Source organism: Achromobacter sp. F4_2707, assembly GCF_047501535.1.
In the GTDB taxonomy this organism is placed as follows: Bacteria; Pseudomonadota; Gammaproteobacteria; order Burkholderiales; family Burkholderiaceae_B; genus Yanghanlia.
In genome coordinates this window covers 1-18,701 of the sequence record NZ_JAZDRJ010000015.1, presented here as the reverse complement: position 1 = coordinate 18,701, position 18,701 = coordinate 1, and the positions used below count along the sequence as shown (strand labels likewise).

Here is an 18,701-nt window from a genome sequence, read left to right as displayed (position 1 = left end):
ATCACAATATCGTGCTCTGTGGCACTGGACTGAGGTGAGGTTTTCCGACCACGGTCTTACCTGTTACGCCATCACGTCATGAATTGCCTGTGCAATCGGTGGTAGGTCTCTATGCTCCTGTGAAATCGTCCCTGGAGATTCTTATAATCAGCCGGTGCGGCTACGCGGCGTTCTGCGCGTAGTCGCACCGGAACCTACGCTCGTGTGCAAGCAATGCCCACACGATGCGTGCGTTCTTGTTGGCAAGCGCTACCGCCGCGACGTTCTTGTGACGTCGTGCCAGAAGCCGTTCTGTCCACAGCTGTGAATCCGGCTGGGCTTGCCCAAAGCGCAACACAGCGCGAGCGCCATGAATGAGTAGTGTGCGCAGATATGTATCGCCACGCTTGCTAATGCCCAGAAGTGTGGGCTTGCCCCCCGAGGAGTGCTGCCGTGGCACGAGCCCCAACCAGGCTGCGAGCTGTCTACCGTTTTTAAAGTTACGTGCGTCTCCCACCGAGGCTACTAAGGCACTTGCCGTCATGGGGCCGATACCGGGCACTTCGGACAGGCGTTTGCTTGCCTCATTCTCCCTATGCCAGCGCACGATCTCAGCCTCCAGTTCCTCGACCTGGTTGTCGAGCACTTTCAGATGATCCAGCAAGCGCAAGATCAAGAGCCGGAAGCTGCCCGGTAGGTCATTGTCGCCATCCTCAATGATCTCCGGCACGCTTTTGCCAAGGTGGATGATGCCTTGCGGAATCACGAAGCCGAATTCGGCCAGCAGCCCGCGGATCTGGTTGGCTTGCGCAGTCCTTGCCTTCACAAAACCCTGACGGGCGCGGTGAATGGAGAGAATCGACTGCTGGCTTGCCGTCTTCACAGGAACCGTAGGCATCTCGGGACGGGTTGCCGCCACGCAGATCGCTTCGGCGTCGGCTGCGTCGTTCTTGTTGCGCTTCGTGACTTGGTACAACACGGAGCACCGCCACAGCGGCATCAAGTTCGTGACACCCGAGCAGCGACATTATGGGCAGGAGCACGCCATTCTTGAACGCCGCCGCACCGTCTACGAAGCGGCGAAACAAGCCATGCCTCAGCGTTGGAAGGGCCGCCACACGCGTGACTGGAACCCAATTGGCGAGGTGTGGTTAAACCCGCCGAAAGTAAGTGCCGCCGACGATCACAAACTCAGCCGCGCCGCATGAAGAAAACGGACATCATTGTTGACAAACACCGGGGGCAGGCGATTGTGATTCTTGAAGCGTTTATTCAATCGGATATATTTATCCTACTTGTGTAGGATAAATAGTACTACTAAAATAGAACTTATTAAGTTCAGAATAAACAGGAGACCTCTATGCTTCAAACGCTACGTAAAGCAGGCGGTTCGCTCGTGATGACCGTTCCCAAGGTGTTTGTCGAACAGAACGGCCTTAGCGAAGGTTCTCAGGTTGAGTTGCATCTTCAGGGAAAGAAGATGACCGTCGAGGCACCTGCCCGCCCGCGCTATAAGCTGACCGACCTGATGGCCGAAATGCCTGAAGGTTTGCCTCGTGCCGAGGGCTGGGAAGAAATGCCTTCGGTAGGACTGGAGGACGGCTGATGGCTTACGTGCCTAATCGTGGCGACATCGTGCATCTCGAATTTGACCCATCTTCCGGGCGAGAGATGAAAGGCCCGCACTTTGGTCTAGTTCTGAGCGGCAAGGTCTTCAACCAGCAAGGGTTGGCGATGATTTGTCCGATTTCGCAAGGGGCCGCGGCAGCGGCCAGAACTTATGGAACGGTAGTCACGTTGATGGGGGCGGGCACAGACACTCAGGGTGCTGTGCACTGCCACCAGTTGAAGTCGCTGGATTGGCGGGCGCGCAAAGTACGGCTCAAAGAAGCTGTGCCGCAATCCATTGTTGACGAGGTTCTGGCTCGAATTGAAGCCATTCTTTTTGAGTGAATCCTGGGCTGTGAGGCCCTTGTTCTCGTCAGATGGCGAACTTGCCAGATTCCATCCGTTCCGTGGCGCATCCTGTATTTGTGCTTTTAGCGTGCTTCCGGAGCCGGAATGCCCCGGCTTTGTTTTTGGCAACGCTTCCGACTATTGTAGAAAGGACAGGCCGACACCCTCTTAGTTTAGTAAGATCGAATATTTATCGTGCCAGAACGCACAATTGACTGGAGAGTTCCCATGCTGCAGACCGCTGATTATGTGTCTACCTTATTCCATGGTTCAGGCAATCCTGACAAAGTCACAGTCGCTTTGACAATGGCTTTGAATGCGAGAATCAAGGGGCATTCAAGCTGCCTGATTCTGATGGCTGAGGGTGTTGAGCTTGGCGTGCCAGGCGCTGCCGACGGTATGGATATTGGCCAACCTTTTGAGCCGGCGGCGGATCTTTTGCAGAAATACCTGGATCAGGGCGGGCGGGTGGCTGTGTGCAAATCTTGTATGGTGCATAACGGCTTTACTGAAGAGCAAATGGACGCACGCTATGAGATTATCACGGCTCCCGATGTCATTGATTTGTTGATGGGGGCGCAGGGTTCGCTACAAGTGGCTTGAGGAAATACCGAAGCCAACTGAAAAGGTTGAGCCGCGCACTTGGCCGAATTAAGCCTCGCACAACACAGCAAGATTACGGTATTGCCCTTTGAAGTACAGCAAGGGCTCTGCCGCTGGCGCAGCTTGTCGGCCCAACGCCTTGACTTCACCGATGACGATCAGGTGATCCCCGGCGGGGTATTCAGCGTGGATTTCGCAATCAAGCCAGTGCAGGCTGTCGGCAATGATGGGGTTGCCCAAGGGTGACTTCTGCCAACGGATGCCTTGCCATTTATCCGTGCCGCGCCGCGCGAATTGGTTGGAAACATGACTTTGTTCGCCCGACAGTATATTGACGATGAACCGGCCGGCTTTGCGAATTTTTGGGTAGCTGGCGGAAGTGGACATGACGCTGAATGAGACCAGCGGCGGGCTGATGGATACGCTGTAGAACGACTGGCAGGTGAAGCCCACCGGCTCGTCATCAATGTGTGAGGCGATAACCGTGATGCCGGACGCAAAATGACTGAGAGCTTCCCGAAAATTTGAAGAGTGAATAGCAGTACCAGGGGATGACATAGCAGACATTTAATAGGGGTGTTTCCGCGCCCGGCTGCCCCTACCATTTTGGTGAATACGGTAGAGGCAGGCCATGGCTGTGCTTTCCCTGGGGGTTAGGTCGAGAGTTCGGTGCGGATGATTTCTGCGCCTGCGCTTAATGCATTCAATTTGCCGCGTGCCACGGAGCGGGACAACGGAGCCATGCCGCAGTTGGTGCATGGGTAAAGTTTGTCTGCGTCGACGAACTTAAGGGCTTTGCGCAAGGTGTCGGCGACTTCTTCGGGCGTTTCAATGCGGTTGTTTGCGACATCAATCGCCCCCACCATCACTTTCTTGCCCCGTATGAGTTCAATGAGGTCCATGGGGACCCGCGAGTTATGGCATTCCAGCGAGATAAGGTCGATATTAGATTGTTGTAGCTTGGGAAAGGCTTCTTCGTATTGTCGCCATTCTGAACCCAGCGAATTTTTCCAATCGATATTCGCTTTGATTCCGTAGCCATAGCAGATGTGAACTGCGGTTTCACATTTCAAGCCCTCAATAGCGCGTTCCAGGGTGGCGATGCCCCAGTCGTTGACTTCGTCAAAGAACACATTGAATGCGGGTTCGTCGAACTGAATGATATCGACACCGGCCGCTTCCAGTTCTTTGGCTTCCTGATTGAGGATTTTTGCGAATTCCCAAGCCAGTTTTTCCCGGCTTTTGTAGTGGGCATCGTAAAGCGTGTCAATCATGGTCATGGGGCCGGGCAGTGCCCACTTGATAGGTTGCTTTGTCTGCTGACGCAGAAACTTGGCATCTTCCACAAAAACGGGTTTTTGGCGAGCGACGGCGCCCACCACCGTTGGCACGCTTGCATCGTAACGATCGCGAATTTTAACGGTCTCGCGTTTTTCGAAATCGACGCCTTCGAGGTGTTCGATGAACGTCGTCACGAAATGCTGCCGCGTTTGTTCGCCATCGCTGACGATGTCAATGCCGGCCACTTGCTGCTCCAGCAAGGCGATGCGCAGAGCATCTTGCTTTCCTTCTACGAGTTCGCCGTTCTGCAGTTTCCAGGGTGACCAGAGTTTCTCGGGCTCAGCAAGCCAGGAGGGTTTAGGCAAGCTGCCGGCAGTAGAAGTAGGTAATAGTTTTTTCATGGTGATGGATAATCGGTTCTAGGTGGGTCAGGCGGCGTAATTTTCCGCCCATTGATTCAGAACGGTGTAGTAGGGTTTGATGACGTACTCTTCGGCAAACCGTCCTTGATCGACAGCTAATTGGCTACGCTCCTCCCGATCGTACACAATTTTTGTAAGCGAATAGTCTTGGTGGGTCAGGCTGGGCTGGTAGCACTTTCCTGCCACGGAATTTGCGTTGTAAATTTCTGGCCGATAGATTTTCTGAAAAGTATCCATCGTGCTGATCAGGCTAATGAGCTCTAGGTTGCTGTAATCGCTTAGCAAATCACCAAAGAAATAGAAGGCGAATGGTGCGGTGCTTCCTGCCGGCATGAAGTACCTTACCTTCATGCCCATTTTCTTGAAGTACTCATCGGTCAATGAGTACTCGTCTTGTCGATATTCAACACCCAAAATAGGGTGGTGGTTTTCAGTTTGATGATAAACCTTGGTGCTGGATACGCTCAGGCACACAACCGGGTTTTTGTTGAAGTGTTCCTGGTATGTGTTCGACTTTACGAAGCAGTTGAATAATTTTCCGTGTAAATCGCCAAAATCTTCTGGCACGCTGAATTCAGCTTGGTTTTTGTTGTGTTCTTGCAGCAGAACGCTGAAATCGTAATCTCTGATGTAAGAAGAGAAATTGTGCCCGGGAATTCCATCAATGCGCTGGTTGTTGTGCTTGTCAATAATGCTGGTTTTCAGAATTTCAATTAAGGGTAGGGTACTATTGGTTTCGGCGGCAATGCCCATTTCAACAGTGACAATATCTAGGTCTACGCTATAGCGGTCGCCTTCTGGGTTATCCCAGTGGGCGAGCGAGTTGAAACGGTTGTTAATCATGCTGAGGGCGCCACGCAAATTTTTCTGGCGGTCTTCTCCTCTGGCTAGATTAGCGAAGTTCGTGGTAGCCCGCGTGCTTTCAGCAGGTCGGTAATTCTCATCAAAACGTGTATTTTTGATAGTGAATTTAAGTTCTGTTTGCATGGTGGTTGCTGCCTGATTCCAATGCGTAATCCAGTGGATGGCTTGTCTGCGATCCTGGATTTCTTCATTGGTTTTTGTATTGAATGAAGTGAGCCATTCTAGGTGCACTCGACGGGTGAATAAAAGTGATTTGATTTCATTGAATGATTAGTGCTGCTCATCAGTCGCGGCGCAGCCCAGTTTTTCAGCAGGTGGCGCGTCAGTGCTCTACGCACAGCACCATGCTTGCGCTACAGCCAGCGGCGCACTTTTTGCTCGTACGCACGGAAGTCCGCTGGAAATTTTTCTTGCAGCATGCGTTCTGGCACACCGGGAAGCTCTTCCAGAACTTCGATCAAGTATCATGAACTTTGGCCCGACAACCATTTCTACCGTTTCTCGCTAGAAATAGGTAGAAAAGAAATCATGAGGGAGCTCTTATGCTTTATGTTGATATTCCAACCCGAAACGAATTTTCTTTGCTGGCTAGTCAGCGTTCGGATGCATGCGTTTCCATCTATTTGAAAACGACACCTGTCACACAGGAAGTTCAGGCAACGCGGATCCAATTGGGCAACCTCATCAAAGAAGCGCATGCGCAGCTGGAAAAATCCGGGTTCGATAAACGCCGGTTAGCCGCGCTTTTGGGGCACCTCAATGATCTTCTGGACGATGATAAATTCTGGCGTTTCCAGGCGAGCAGTCTGGCTGTTTTCGCTACGCCTGACAGCATTCGGACTTATCGGCTCGCAAATGATTTGACGTCTATGGTGCAGGTGGCTGACAGGTTCCATCTCAAGCCGCTGTTCCGTGCCGTCACGTTTCCCCATGCTGCCTTCATTCTGACGCTTTCAGAAAACGCCGTGCGCTTGTTCGAGATGAATGCCGATCAGCCGGCTAAAGAAATCGAGGTACAAGCCTTGCCCGATGATATGGCGTCGTCGGTTGGCCCGATTCCCAGCGACGAGCGGGTGTTCAGCGGCCGCAGCTATGGGAAGGAAGGCCATAACGTCAGGTTGCAGCAATATGTCCGTTTGGTTGATTCAGCACTGCGGCCCATTCTTGCAGGGCGCGAGACGCCTTTGGTTCTGGCGGCAACCGGGCGACTGGCAGACCTCTTCAAGCAAATCTGTTCCTACCCGCATCTATTGGCTGAGACCATCTCAGAAAGCCCTGATCGCTTGACGGAAGCTGAACTGACGGCCCGGGCACGGCCCGTTCTCGATAACGCTTACGCCGGCCAGATCGCAGACATCAAAGCACTGTTTGAAAAGCGTGTCGGCCAGCGTCGCACCACAACGGACATTTCCGATGCTGCACGCGCCGCGACATTTGGTGCTATTCAAACCTTGTTGGTCGATATCGATGCCGTCGTGCCCGGATTTGTAGATGAGGAAACGGGCGAGGTATCCTTCGTGCAAACAGATGACGCTAAAGCGTATGGGGTGATTGATGAGATCACCGCTCGGGCGTTCGCCAGTGGTGCAACGGTGTTCGGGGTCAGACGGGAAGATATTCCTGGTGGCCACGACCTTGCAGCAATTTTGCGTTACCCGCATTAACGATAAGCAAGTAGGGCGGCGCCCTGTTTTTCTAGCAATCGTAACCGGAGCATGAATCTTGGAATATCGCAAACTTGGTCATACTGATATTGAAGTCAGCCTGATCGGACTGGGCACCATGACGTGGGGTGAACAGAACACCGAAGCTGAAGCTCACGAGCAGCTTGATTACGCTTTATCACGAGGTATTAACTTTGTAGATACAGCAGAGATGTATCCCGTGCCGCCTTCAGCACAAACTCAGGGCCTGACTGAAACTTATATCGGTACGTGGCTGGCCAAGACAGGGCGCCGCAACGATATTGTTCTGGCCAGCAAGGTGGCCGGGCCCAGCACCGACCCCAAACGCCCAGGCCACATTCGCGATGGCAACACGCGTTTAGATAGAAAAAATATGACGGCGGCGCTGGATGAAAGCCTGAAGCGTTTGCAGACTGATTACCTTGATCTCTACCAGTTACATTGGCCAGATCGAACCACGACTGCATTTGGCCGGCCCGGCTACCCTTGGCGGGAAGATACGGGCTCCGTGCCGATTGAAGAAACGCTGGGCGTGCTGGAAGATTTCGTCAAGGCGGGAAAGGTGCGCCACGTTGGCGTATCGAATGAAACTCCCTGGGGGGTGGCGCAGTATCTAAAGTTCGCTGAAACCAAGGGGATGCCTCGCATCGTTTCGATTCAGAACCCCTACAACCTGCTGAATCGTATTTACGAGAACGGGCTGTCGGAGTTCAGCCATCTAGATGGGGTGGGGCTGTTGGCGTATTCGCCGCTGGCTATGGGGGTGCTGGCGGGCAAATACCTGAATGGTGCGCGGCCCGAAGGTGCGCGCCTGACCCGGTATACGCGATTTGACCGTTACTCCAAACCGCAGGTGGAACCTGCGGTGACCGAATATGTGAAGCTGGCGCGGGATCACGGCCTGTCTCCTGCTACGTTGGCCTTGGCGTTTGTGAATCAGCAGCCGTTTGTCACAAGCAACCTGATTGGCGCCACCAACCTGGAACAGCTTAAGGAAAATATCGACAGTATGTCCGTGAAATTGTCGAAAGAAGTGCTGGACGGCATCAAAGCCATTTACCAGCTGTATCCGAATCCGGCGCCCTGATTCCTGTTAGGGTGGGCAAGCGCTTTTTAAGGCAGGTCAAACAGCAGCAACTCTGCGTTTTTGGCCTCCGTCACCGTGATCTTTGTTTCGTTGGTGGCTTTAAGCGCATCGCCCGCCTTTAGCGGTATGCCATTGATCGTCGCTTCGCCCAGGGCCACATGCAAGTAGCCACGACGTTCGTTGGAAAGCGCGAAATCCAACGTGTCGTTACCATCCAGTATCGCTGCGTACAACGCCGCCTCTTGGTGGATGCGTACAGAACCTTCCCGGCCATCCGGTGAGGCAATCAAGCACCATCGCCCTTGTTTGGCAGCCCTGTCGAAGTGTTTTTCTTCATAGCTGGGTGGCAGGCCTTGCTGGTCCGGCAGAATCCAGATCTGCAGAAAATGAACGGGCTCAGTGCGCGAGTGGTTGTATTCGCTGTGCATCACACCACTGCCCGCACTCATTCTCTGCACACTGCCGTAACGAATAACGGAACCCGTGCCCATGCTGTCTTTGTGCTCCAGTGCGCCGTCCAGAACATAGGAGATAATTTCCATGTCGTTATGGCCGTGTGCACCGAAACCGCCGCCGCCTTGCACCCGGTCTTCATTGATGACTCGCAAAGGCCCAAAGCCCATGTGCTCAGGGTCGTAATAATTGGCAAATGAAAACGAGTGGCGGGAACTCAACCAGCCATGTTCGGCGACGCCGCGATCTTCGCTTTTTCTGATTTCTAGCATGTGTATCTCCTAGGCTGCTGTGTCCATTTTGCGATCGGGCGCGCGCTCCAGGTCGAGTATTGGGCCGAGCGGTACAATGCCGGTGGGGTTGATGCTCGCGTGGCTACGGTAATAATGCTGTTTGATGTGGTCGAAGTTGACCGTTGAGGCCACGCCCGGCCACTGGTATAGCTCGCGGGTGTAGCTCCAGAGGTTGGGGTAGTCGACCAGTCGCTTCAGGTTGCATTTGAAGTGGCCGTGATACACCGCGTCGAAACGAATCAATGTCGTGAACAGGCGCCAGTCGGCTTCGGTAATGCGCTCACCCACCAGGTAGCGCTGTTGGCCCAGCAAAGTTTCCAGCCTGTCTAGCGCGCCAAACAGCTTGGTGACTTCCTGCTCATAAACTTCCTGACTCGTAGAAAATCCCACTTTGTAGACACCATTGTTAATGCTGTCATAGATATCCTCATTGATGGCATCAATCTTGGGCAGCAATTCCGCAGGCGCATAATCGCCTTCACGGGCGCCTAAGCCATCGAACGCGGAATTAAGCATGCGGATGATTTCGGCAGATTCGTTACTCACAATGGTATTGCGCTGTAAATCCCAGAGTACAGGTACCGTAACTCGTCCGCTGTATTCTGGTTGTGCATGTAAATACACTTGATACAGGTATTGCGCGTGGTTGACCGGGTCGGCCACCACGCCGGGGTCGGGCTCGAAGGTCCAACCGTTTTCTGCCATATAGGGGTTTACAACCGATACGCTGATCATGTTTTCCAGCCCCTTCAAGGCGCGTAGGATGAGTACGCGGTTTGCCCATGGGCAGGCCAGTGAAACATATAAATGGTAGCGTCCCGCTTCTGCCTTGAATCCGCCTTCGCCGCTGGGGCCAGGCGCGCCATCTGGGGTGACCCAGTTGCGAAACTGAGCGTCGCTGCGCACAAAGCGGCCGCCGGTGCTTTCAGTGTCATACCACTGGTCATGCCATTTGCCGTCTATTAAAAGTCCCATATCCTTTCCTTACGTCGACGCGAAAAGCCTTGTTCGTTCCGAAGGCTTTTGCATGAATGAATAGGTTCATTCTATTGGAATGAAAAAGGAAGTTATATAGAGTTTTTACTGGTTTATAGTTCCATATATGGAACAATCAGGAGTCTAAGGCGGGCAAGATAATGGAGAATGTGGAGCCTTTGCCTTCGCGACTATCGGCAGATATCGTGCCTCCGTGTCGCAAGATCGTGGTACGCGCGAAGGCCAAGCCTAAACCAGCGCCGCTGGGGTGATCGGGGGCAGCGGAGGTAACTCGGGTAAAGGGCTCGAAGATGCGCTCCAACTGCTCGGGGGCCATACCGAACCCCTGGTCTTCGATGGCAACGCGCCAACTTTGTCCTTCCCGAGTAATCCGGCAGCGAATCTCTGTGTGATCTGGGCTGTATTTGATGGCGTTATCCAGTAGGTTGCGCAGCACCCGGCTCAATAATTTGTGATCACCTTCAACCCAGGCTTCATCAGGTAGATCATCCGTCGAGAGGGTAATGCTACGGTGGTGGGCCAATTCCCAAAGGCTGTCGCACGCTTCGTGTAGCAAGCCGCTTAACTCAATGGCTTTTAGGTTAAGCGACACCACTTCGGCTCGTTCCACCTGAACAAAACCGTCCATCAGCTCCAGGGTGTCTACGGCCCGGCGTTTTATCCGTTCCAGTACCTCTCGTTCGCTACGCAATTCAGGCTCACGCCGTTGCATTTCTATGAGCGCCAAAATTGCACTCTGGGGCGCGCGCATATCGTGCGAAAGAAAACGCAGCGTCTCCTCCCGCTTTTGTTGCACATGTCGGAAGCGGGCGATTGCCTGATGCAAGCGCCTGACTCGGGTAGGCAGCGAATGGTCATAGAAAGCACCGACGCCGTTGCGTTCGCTGTGTGTAGAGTCCCAAGCTGTGACCTGTTGCAAAGCTAGCAGCTCCTGGTCAATGTGCTGTAAGGACGCTTCCTGACTTCGCCAGCTCCACAAGGGAAACGCAAGAGCGATACCGATCAGCCCGGCCGTCACCGGCATCCAGATGTGGCCGACGAACAGCAAAATCGCCGACGCAGCACACCAGCACACAATGAGGAAAAAGGTTGCCAGTAAAGAGTGTCGTGGCGAGAGTCGCCGGAATGCCAGGCATAACAAAAGAACCGGCAAACAACTCAACAAGGCAGTGAGCCAAGCGGGAATAGTGCGTATCCAGTTCCCGTTTTCAAGCGCGAGCATTCCATTAGCCAGGATTTCCACACCGGCCATGGTTTCACCATGTCGCGTCAATGGGGTGGGGAAGGTGTCGCCCAGACCCGAGCTCCAAGCGCCTACCAGCACCAGGCGATCATGGAAGTGTTCGGCGGGTATATCGCCATGAAGTACCGCTGCGTACGGATAAAAAGAGAAATGGCCCGCCGGCCCCGCATAGGGGATTAAAAAAGACTCGCCGGGTTGACCTGGGGGGGGTGTGCTTTCTCCCATCATCTCGGCTGAAAAGTGGTGAGCCTGCTGACCCGATGGCAGAGTGTGCGAGAGCGTAAGCGTGCGCACCGTCCCATCGCTGTGTGGGTAGATATTGATGTAGCCCAGCCCGGAGGCGGCGTCGGCCAGGGGGGCCATGGGGGTTTGAAGGCGGGTGCCATCCACCGAGTCATCGACGATGATGGTGGGCAAGACGACGCGGCCATGCCGCCTGATGGCCTCAGCCAGTAGGGCGTCGTCTTCCGGAAAATCGAGGTTAGGCTCGCTGAAGACAATATCAAAACCGACGCGTCGCGCTTGGCTTAGGCGATCAAGCAGTTGCGCATGGACATGGCGGCGCCAGGGCCAGTGGCCGAGTGCTTCGATGCTGCCGTCGTCAATGGCGATGATGACAATATCGTCGGGCGCCTCGGTGGATGTGCTGGCCCGCATGACGCCATCGTAAAAGGTTTGATCCAGCCGGCTCAGGCCGGTTGTTTCACTGTGAAGGCTGAGTAGCACTGTTGCCAACAAAGTGGCTACAGTGATCGCCAGCCATTCTGTTCGGATTCGCTTTTCAAGCGAGCGCCAAAAAAGTGAGTCGGCGTGTGGGCCTGCGGCCATGGGATCAATAGTCGCTCAAGTAGACCTGGTCACCGTAGCCGGTGGCAACAGGCTTGCCGTCGGTGGTGGATAGCACAGCTTGCCCAGGGAAGGGGTGGGAAGCGTCTGGCCCCATGAGCCCCTGGGCGTCGATCGCGCGCACCAATACATAGTGGGTACCAGGGCCATGGGCTGAGAAACGGACCTCGCTAGGCGTAGCAAAGCGACGGCTGAAACGGGGATGTGCCCCATCGGGGTCATCGGCCACCCTTACCAGATAGGCCACGGCGCCCGGAACGGGGTCGAACTCTACCTGCCAGCCTTGTGGGCTACGAAAGGGTTTTGATAGATGGGGTGCAGCAGGCAAGGCACTCACTGGCCCCATGACACCCTTTCCACTTGTGGAGACTCCCTGGCCGCTTTTCAGCATCGCTTGGCCTGACTGGCTAGCGCCAAGGTGGGCAACACCTTGAATGACTTCTGTTTGGGCACCGGTGTCGCCGGCATGAACTCGCAGCCGGGTGCCGCGCACGCCGGTGATCGCGACGGGGGTGCGGATTTCAAATCGACCCACACCGGTTTTCTCCGGCGCAACCAAGGATTCAATCGAGCCATTTTCTACCGACAGAATGGTATCTGTCAGCCCTGTGCCTTTGAAAGCCTGCAGGCGGTCAACCTTGATTGCGCTGTTGCCCGGTATGGTGACCGTACTGCCGTCGGTCAGCCGCAAGGCCATAAAACTGCCGGCCGCTGTGGTGAGGGTGCTGCCTTCAGGAAGCGGTTCGCCTTGTTTGACGGGCCGCCCGTCCACCATGACCTGACCGCTGGCATGAACGACGCTGGCGGGGGCGGGCACTTCTGGAATTATGGAAAAAGGGATGCGCAGGGTCTGGCCAATGGGTAGCTTCAACGTATCGGCAACATGATTGATCTGTTGCAGCACTCGCCAGTTTTGAGGGGTGGTGGTGTAGCGCCCGGCGAGCTCCAGCAGTGTATCGCCCTGAATCACACGGTATAGGAAATCATCGCCATTGGCGCCGATCGGTTGAGACAGTGCCGGGCCGGTGGCGGCCAATGCGAACACAGTCATGCATTGGAGCAGGTTTCGCGGCAAAAAGGTGCGGTTCTTCATATAGCGGCGTGAGCTGGAGATTCATCGTCATTCAACAGCTCAAGACGGTAGCCCAATGCATAAGAGGCAGTGAGCCGCACGCCATTTTCAGGTTTTAAATGGAGCTTGCGACGGATGTTGGAAAGATGGGTATCTATTGTGCGGGATGTCGCCGGGATATCGCGATTCCATACCGAGCTGCTGAGCACATCGCGCGAGAACAGATGGCCAGGGTTGCGCAGGAAGAGTAAAGCCAGTTCGAATTCTTTGGGTGCAAGTTCTATCTTCCGGCCCCGCAGTTCTATGCGATTGTTATCCGGTTCTACATAGTAAGCCGCGCACTGAAAAGGCGCGTCTTGAACCGGCAAAGAGGCACTGCGCCGACTCAGAGTACGGATACGGGCCAACAGCTCGGCCTCCCGCGGAGGCTTGATAACGTAGTCGTCTGCGCCAGCATGTAGGGCGGCGACTAAGTCGGATTCATCACTTCGGTTGGTGACGAAAATAATAGGAAGGTTTTGCCCTAGATTGCTGCGGACCCAGCGCAGCACCTCAAAGCCTGTGATGTCGGGAAGCTCCCAGTCGATCAGCAGCAAGTTGTATGGGTGGGGCTTTGCCAGCGCGGCCAGAAATTCGCGCCCTGTTGTATACACCGTGCACTCGTAGCCAGCTTTTGTAACTATGGAGCGGAGCAGTTCGCCTTGCGCGGCGTCGTCTTCAACAGAAGCTATATGCATGCCAGGAAGTGGTTCTTTTTACTAAGCCATCGGTGATGCTTTTCGCCGCTTATGATACCGGACGAAAGGTTTTCCTACTAATTTGATTGTTTTGAACGGGTGCGAGAGGTGTGCCGAGGTTGACGGAAGTCGTAAAACCTATACTTGGCAGAAAGACGAAAAGCCGCGTATAGCGGCTTTTCCATTTGGTGCGATCTTTCAGCTTGTTAGCATCCAGCACGCATATCCTAATCAGATATGGTGTGTATGGTAATGGTTTACTTGAATAAATGCAAGATGCGGTCTAAATTCATAACAAATTATTACTACTCAAGGGGGGTGTATGCCGTTTCGTTATCGTTTGGCGTTAGATTTGGGGCCAACGTCTCTCGGTTGGGCGGTACTGAGATTGACGGCTGACAATCAACCAACTGCGGTTGTTCTGACTGGGGTACGGATTTTTTCCGATGGTCGCAATCCAAAAGACGGTGTATCACTAGCTGTGGCCCGTCGTACGGCGCGGGCCATGCGGCGTCGGCGAGATCGCATGCTGAAGCGTAAAAATAAGCTGATCGACGCCTTGATCCAATATGGCTTTTTCCCAGAAGATCTTACAGAACGAAAGAGCCTGGAAATACTCGACCCCTATCAACTGCGCGCCGAAGGTCTAGATCGAGCACTAGAACCCTATGAATTCGGTCGAGCGATTTTTCACCTTAATCAACGACGTGGTTTCAAGAGCAATCGAAAGACCGATAAAACGGAGAAGAATGACAGTGTGATGAAGAGCGCAATTTCTGGCGTGCGCTCTGCAATGCAAGGGGGCGGTTTTAGGACGGTGGGCGAGTGGCTGCACCATCGAATGAAAAACGGCCAGACGGTACGAGCCCGTTTCAATGAAACTAGGGTGTTATCGGCCGCAAGTAAGCCAAAGATCGAAAAGAGCTACGACTTATATATCGATCGGGCGATGGTCGAAGCGGAGTTTGATGCTTTATGGGCAAAACAAGCTGAACTCAATTCGAAACTTTTTCACGACCATGCTCGGGAAACGCTGCGAGATATTTTGCTATTTCAAAGGCGACTAAGGCCGGTTGACCCTGGTCGTTGTACATTTTATACGGATGAACCCCGAGCCCCACTCGCCTTACCCAGCGTGCAGTCGTTCCGTATATACCAGGAAGTGAATAACCTGCGCTGGCTTGATGAAGGCCTGAAAGAGCAAACCCTGACACTTGAACAGCGCGATGCGATGGTTAAAGCTCTGGGGGCAAGCGCCAAGAAGACCTTCAAGCAATTACGCACCGCTGCAGGTTTGGGCAGCGATGCGACATTCAATATCGAAGATGCGAAACGCCAGGAATTCAAAGGTAATGCGACCGGAAATATCTTGTCGAGAAAACAGTATTTTGGAGCCGTGTGGCAGACGTTTAGCGAGGAGTTCCAAGATGATATCGTCGTGCAGTTGTTGACAGAAGAAAACGAATCTGCCCTGATTTCGTGGTTGTGTGAGCACACGGGTGTCACTGAAGATCAGGCGGAAGCGATTGCCAATGTTTCGTTGCCGGAAGGGTACGGAAGCTTGAGTTTAAAGGCCATCCGGCAGATTCTTCCGGTGCTCCGGACGAGTGTGTGTACTTACGATAAAGCGGTGATCGCTTCAGGTATTCCGCATCATAGCCACATGGGGCCGCGCGCTACCGGAGAAATTCTGTCTAGCCTGCCATATTACGGAACCGTTCTTGAGCGCCATGTCGGTTTTGGTACAGGCCGCCCTGATGATCCGGAAGAAAAACGAGTAGGAAAAATCAGCAACCCCACTGTGCATATCGGCCTGAACCAGGTTCGTATTGTGGTCAACGAGTTGATCCGGCGTTATGGGCATCCATCCCAAGTCGTTATTGAATTGGCTCGCGAATTTAAGCAAACCCGGGAGCAAAAGCTGGAGGCCATGCGTGAGCAAGCGGAAAACCAGAAGAGAAACAAGCGTTATCGTCAAGAAATTGCCGAGATATTGGGAATAAGCGAGGATCGAGTAAAACGAGACCTGCTTGAAAAGAGGATTCTTTGGGAAGAGTTGAGTTTCGATCCTGTTGAGCGGCGCTGCCCATATAGCGGTGAGCAGATCAGTCTGGAAATGTTATTAAGCGACAAAGTGGAAGTCGAGCATATTCTGCCTTTTTCCAAAACGCTCGATGACAGTCTGAATAATAAGACGGTAGCTCTCAGGTTGGCTAATCGCGCCAAAGGCAACAGAACTCCTTGGGAGGCATTTGGGCAGCAGACGATTGCGGGTTTCAACTACGAAGAGATTTTGCAACGTGCGCAAGCAATGCCCTTGCGCAAGCGTTATCGGTTTGCACAAGATGGAATGGCCCGCTGGGATAAAGAGGACAAAGGCTTTCTGGACAGGGCGTTGAATGACACCCGCTACTTAAGTCGGATGGCCAAGGAATATCTGGAATGCATATGCCCTCAAGGTACCTGGGTGGTTCCAGGGAGATTGACAGGCATACTGCGGCGCGTCTACGGGCTGAATAATGCAGATATCTTGGGCTGGCAGGGGCAGAAAAATCGCGAGGATCACCGCCATCACGCCATTGATGCGTGTGTTGTAGGTGTGACAGACCGGCGGCTCTTGCAGAAAATGTCCAGTACGAGCGCGCAGGCTCGTGAACATCAAGGGCGGCTTCTAGCGACTATGCCCGAACCTTGGCCCAACTACAGACAACATGTGAAAAGGGCGGTCAACGGAATCTGGGTCAGCCATAAGCCTGATCATAGCTATGAAAGGGCTATGCACAACGACACGGCTTATGGATTGTTGCCCGGTGGTTGTGTGCGGGTGCGCAAAATCGTGGACGGTGTCAGGCAAAGAAAGCCCGAAAAGCTGAAAGTAATTCCCATTACTTGCGCGAAGGCCGCGGCACGCCATGGTTTTTTGCCAGACGGCAGTCTTCGCCCATACAAAGGTTATAAGGGCGATAGCAATTACTGTCTTGAAATCGTGCGTGATGAGAAGTCGGGGCGATGGAAGGGCGAAGTCATATCAACGTATCAGGCTTATCAATTGGTACGCGAACTCGGGAAGGAAGAGGGTTGGAAACGTTTGCGACATCCAAAGCATGCTTTGAGCGGTAACGCTTTGGTGATGCGGCTGGTAATTGGAGATACCGTCAGGCTGGAGCATCTTGGCGCTGTTAGGACGATGCGGGTTGCGACGATAAAAAGCAGCGGTCAATTGTTGTTGGCTGATGTCCACGAGGCCAACGTTGATGCTCGCAATAGAAACAAGGATGACCCATTTTCCTATGTGACGAAAACGGCAAGCTCCTTACAGAACTCCAGGGGAAGGCGAGTAACCATTTCGCCGGCAGGCAGGCTCTCCGATAAAGGGTTTACACCATAAATAGGTAGGAAGGAAGGCCACATGATAGGGCGCATCGTTGAAATCGCAGATGACAGACGGCATTTATTCGCTCATCGCGGCTTTATGGTGGTGCGCGATACACAGGGTGAGCGAAAGGAGCTGGGGCAAGTCCCTCTCGATGACATCGCAGCAGTAATAGCTAACGCTCATGGCTTGAGCTACACCAATAATCTTTTGGTGGCGCTGGCGCAACGTGGGGCGCCTTTTGTTTTGTGTGCAGCCAATCATAATCCTGTGGGCATGCTTTGGCCGATTGATGGCAATTATGAGCAGTCCCGGCGGATAGAAGCACAGTTAACCGCCAAGCGTCCTATACATAAGCAGCTCTGGGCTTCCATAGTACGTAGCAAGCTGGAGCAGCAGGCAGCGGTGTTGGAAGTGGTGGGGGAGCCGCCAATGCCGTTGCTGTCGCTCGCTAGAAAGGTGAAAAGCGGTGACCCTGAGAACCTGGAAGCTCAAGGAGCCAGGCGTTACTGGAGCCTGCTTTTTGGTACTGGTTTCAGGCGTGACCAAGGCGCGGGCGGACTCAATAGTTTGCTGAATTATGGCTATACGATTTTGCGCTCGGCGACGGCAAGGGCCGTGGTAGGCGCTGGCCTGCATCCTAGCATCGGGGTGTTTCACAGCAATGCAGGCAACCCTATGAGGCTGGTGGATGACTTGATAGAGCCATTTCGCCCGTTGGTGGATATTAAAGTGTGGCTTTTGCAGCAAGGAGGTGAGAGCGAGATCACGCCGGATACCAAGCGAGCACTTGTTCACACGCTCTATGACGATATGCTGACGGATACCGGTGTCACACCCGTGAGTGTCTGCATGCAGCGAGTCGCCACCTCGTTGGCCCAGGTATATCTGGGCGAGCGTTCCAGACTTGATTTGCCCCTGCCCGGGCTGCCGCTTTCACTAGCGGCGTCTTTGGTTGATAAGGATGGCTGAATGCTATCGGGATATCGGCTTATGTGGATGCTGGTGATGTTCGACTTGCCCGTACTGGAAAAAGAAGAACGCAAGGCAGCGACAGACTTTCGCAATACCTTGCTGGATCTGGGTTTCGAAATGAGCCAGTTCAGTGTTTATGTCCGGTTTTGCACCGGGCCTGCGCAGGTTGAAACCTATTGCAAACATGTCGAAGCCGCATTGCCGCCCGGAGGCAAGGTAAACATCATACAATTTACTGATAAACAGTATGAACGCATCATTTCATACCAGGGAAGGGCGCGTCAGCCCTCCCAAAAAGCGCCAGATCAATTCAACTTGTTCTAGAAAATGCCATGAAAACCGCAAGTAGAAACCCAAGTAAACTCTTTAAAATCAAGGGTTTACTTGGGTTGGATTCTAACTGATTAGGATATGCGCACTGGCTGGAACGACCTTCAGGCCCATGCCCTTGCCGAAGTTATTCTAACTGATTAGGATATGCGCACTGGCTGGAACGATTCCATGCGCACGGTTGACGCCTTGAAAATTCTAACTGATTAGGATATGCGCACTGGCTGGAACCAACCTGGTGAACGGTGACAATCTCACTGAATTCTAACTGATTAGGATATGCGCACTGGCTGGAACGGCGTCGTCTACGACATGAGTACCAAGAAAATTCTAACTGATTAGGATATGCGCACTGGCTGGAACTGATCATTGCGCGTTCCCCCCTGCGTCACAATAGATGTCCGCTCGTTTTTCGTTAATATTTGAGGGAGCGGTCGGAGTGAAGAAGTGCCCAGTTACAGCCCAGAATTCAAAGAACAAGCCGTCAGGAAATTGATGCCGCCGCA

At 53.5% G+C, this 18,701-nt stretch carries 17 protein-coding genes, 1 pseudogene and 1 CRISPR repeat array; of the genes and pseudogenes, 9 read left to right on the top strand and 9 right to left on the bottom strand.

Annotated features, from left to right (window positions below):
- Positions 1-160: 160 nt before the first annotated feature.
- A pseudogene (locus VRY85_RS13795) lies at positions 161-940 on the bottom strand (IS110 family transposase); the annotation flags it as partial.
- On the opposite strand from VRY85_RS13795, the gene VRY85_RS13790 reads away from it, so the two are divergent.
- From VRY85_RS13790 to VRY85_RS13775, 4 genes are all read left to right on the top strand, one after another.
- Complete coding sequence (locus VRY85_RS13790; protein ID WP_414599233.1) at positions 828-1,187, top strand: hypothetical protein; 360 nt, start codon at positions 828-830, stop codon at positions 1,185-1,187. The pseudogene VRY85_RS13795 and the gene VRY85_RS13790 sit on opposite strands and share 113 nt — an antisense overlap.
- Before the next feature lie 152 nt (positions 1,188-1,339).
- Positions 1,340-1,585, top strand: a complete 246-nt coding sequence (locus tag VRY85_RS13785; RefSeq protein WP_414599183.1) for an AbrB/MazE/SpoVT family DNA-binding domain-containing protein — start codon at positions 1,340-1,342, stop codon at positions 1,583-1,585.
- Positions 1,585-1,932, top strand: a complete 348-nt coding sequence (locus VRY85_RS13780; protein WP_414599182.1) for a type II toxin-antitoxin system PemK/MazF family toxin — start codon at positions 1,585-1,587, stop codon at positions 1,930-1,932. The genes VRY85_RS13785 and VRY85_RS13780 overlap by 1 nt, the downstream gene beginning before the upstream one ends.
- A 231-nt stretch (positions 1,933-2,163) precedes the next feature.
- On the top strand, positions 2,164-2,538 hold the full coding sequence (locus VRY85_RS13775; RefSeq protein ID WP_414599181.1) for a DsrE family protein: 375 nt from the start codon (positions 2,164-2,166) through the stop codon (positions 2,536-2,538).
- Between the two features lie 48 nt (positions 2,539-2,586).
- Here the strand turns inward: VRY85_RS13775 and VRY85_RS13770 are convergent, their stop codons facing one another.
- The 3 genes from VRY85_RS13770 to VRY85_RS13760 all read right to left on the bottom strand — a co-directional run bounded on the left by VRY85_RS13770 (position 2,587) and on the right by VRY85_RS13760 (position 5,228).
- Entirely contained in the window at positions 2,587-3,105 is a 519-nt protein-coding gene (locus VRY85_RS13770; protein ID WP_414599180.1) for a flavin reductase family protein, read from the bottom strand.
- Positions 3,106-3,191: 86 nt separating this feature from the next.
- Positions 3,192-4,220 (bottom strand): methionine synthase, encoded by a 1,029-nt coding sequence (locus tag VRY85_RS13765; RefSeq protein WP_414599179.1) that lies wholly within the window; start codon positions 4,218-4,220, stop codon positions 3,192-3,194.
- Between the two features lie 27 nt (positions 4,221-4,247).
- Positions 4,248-5,228, bottom strand: a complete 981-nt coding sequence (locus VRY85_RS13760) for a DUF1852 domain-containing protein (RefSeq protein ID WP_414599178.1) — start codon at positions 5,226-5,228, stop codon at positions 4,248-4,250.
- 419 nt (positions 5,229-5,647) lie between these two features.
- On the opposite strand from VRY85_RS13760, the gene VRY85_RS13755 reads away from it, so the two are divergent.
- Positions 5,648-6,769, top strand: a complete 1,122-nt coding sequence (locus VRY85_RS13755) for a hypothetical protein (RefSeq protein ID WP_414599177.1) — start codon at positions 5,648-5,650, stop codon at positions 6,767-6,769.
- 58 nt (positions 6,770-6,827) lie between these two features.
- Complete coding sequence (locus tag VRY85_RS13750; RefSeq protein WP_414599176.1) at positions 6,828-7,877, top strand: NADP(H)-dependent aldo-keto reductase; 1,050 nt, start codon at positions 6,828-6,830, stop codon at positions 7,875-7,877.
- A gap of 26 nt (positions 7,878-7,903) precedes the next feature.
- Here VRY85_RS13750 and VRY85_RS13745 read toward each other — a convergent pair whose 3' ends face one another.
- The 5 genes from VRY85_RS13745 to VRY85_RS13725 all read right to left on the bottom strand — a co-directional run bounded on the left by VRY85_RS13745 (position 7,904) and on the right by VRY85_RS13725 (position 13,517).
- On the bottom strand, positions 7,904-8,602 hold the full coding sequence (locus tag VRY85_RS13745) for a pirin family protein (protein WP_414599175.1): 699 nt from the start codon (positions 8,600-8,602) through the stop codon (positions 7,904-7,906).
- Positions 8,603-8,611: 9 nt separating this feature from the next.
- On the bottom strand, positions 8,612-9,598 hold the full coding sequence (locus tag VRY85_RS13740) for a glutathione S-transferase family protein (protein WP_414599174.1): 987 nt from the start codon (positions 9,596-9,598) through the stop codon (positions 8,612-8,614).
- 136 nt (positions 9,599-9,734) lie between these two features.
- Entirely contained in the window at positions 9,735-11,588 is a 1,854-nt protein-coding gene (locus tag VRY85_RS13735; RefSeq protein ID WP_414599230.1) for a CHASE2 domain-containing protein, read from the bottom strand.
- A gap of 106 nt (positions 11,589-11,694) precedes the next feature.
- A complete protein-coding gene (locus VRY85_RS13730; protein WP_414599173.1) occupies positions 11,695-12,759 on the bottom strand; it encodes a FecR domain-containing protein in 1,065 nt (354 codons plus the stop codon).
- Between the two features lie 38 nt (positions 12,760-12,797).
- Positions 12,798-13,517, bottom strand: coding sequence for a response regulator transcription factor (locus VRY85_RS13725; RefSeq protein ID WP_414599172.1), 720 nt, complete (start codon positions 13,515-13,517; stop codon positions 12,798-12,800).
- A 322-nt stretch (positions 13,518-13,839) separates the two neighbouring features.
- Here VRY85_RS13725 and cas9 point away from each other — a divergent pair, with 322 nt between their 5' ends.
- Genes cas9 through cas2 form a run of 3 tightly spaced genes read left to right on the top strand, consistent with a single transcriptional unit; the run spans position 13,840 to position 18,189 of the window.
- A complete protein-coding gene (gene cas9, locus VRY85_RS13720) occupies positions 13,840-16,905 on the top strand; it encodes a type II CRISPR RNA-guided endonuclease Cas9 (protein ID WP_414599171.1) in 3,066 nt (1,021 codons plus the stop codon).
- A gap of 21 nt (positions 16,906-16,926) precedes the next feature.
- Positions 16,927-17,862, top strand: coding sequence for a type II CRISPR-associated endonuclease Cas1 (gene cas1, locus VRY85_RS13715; protein WP_414599170.1), 936 nt, complete (start codon positions 16,927-16,929; stop codon positions 17,860-17,862).
- Positions 17,863-18,189: a CRISPR-associated endonuclease Cas2 gene (gene cas2, locus VRY85_RS13710; protein ID WP_414599169.1), complete on the top strand. Its 327-nt coding sequence runs from the start codon at positions 17,863-17,865 to the stop codon at positions 18,187-18,189.
- A 68-nt stretch (positions 18,190-18,257) separates the two neighbouring features.
- A CRISPR array of direct repeats spans positions 18,258-18,558; the repeat unit is 37 nt; unit sequence AATTCTAACTGATTAGGATATGCGCACTGGCTGGAAC.
- Positions 18,559-18,701: the final 143 nt, after the last annotated feature.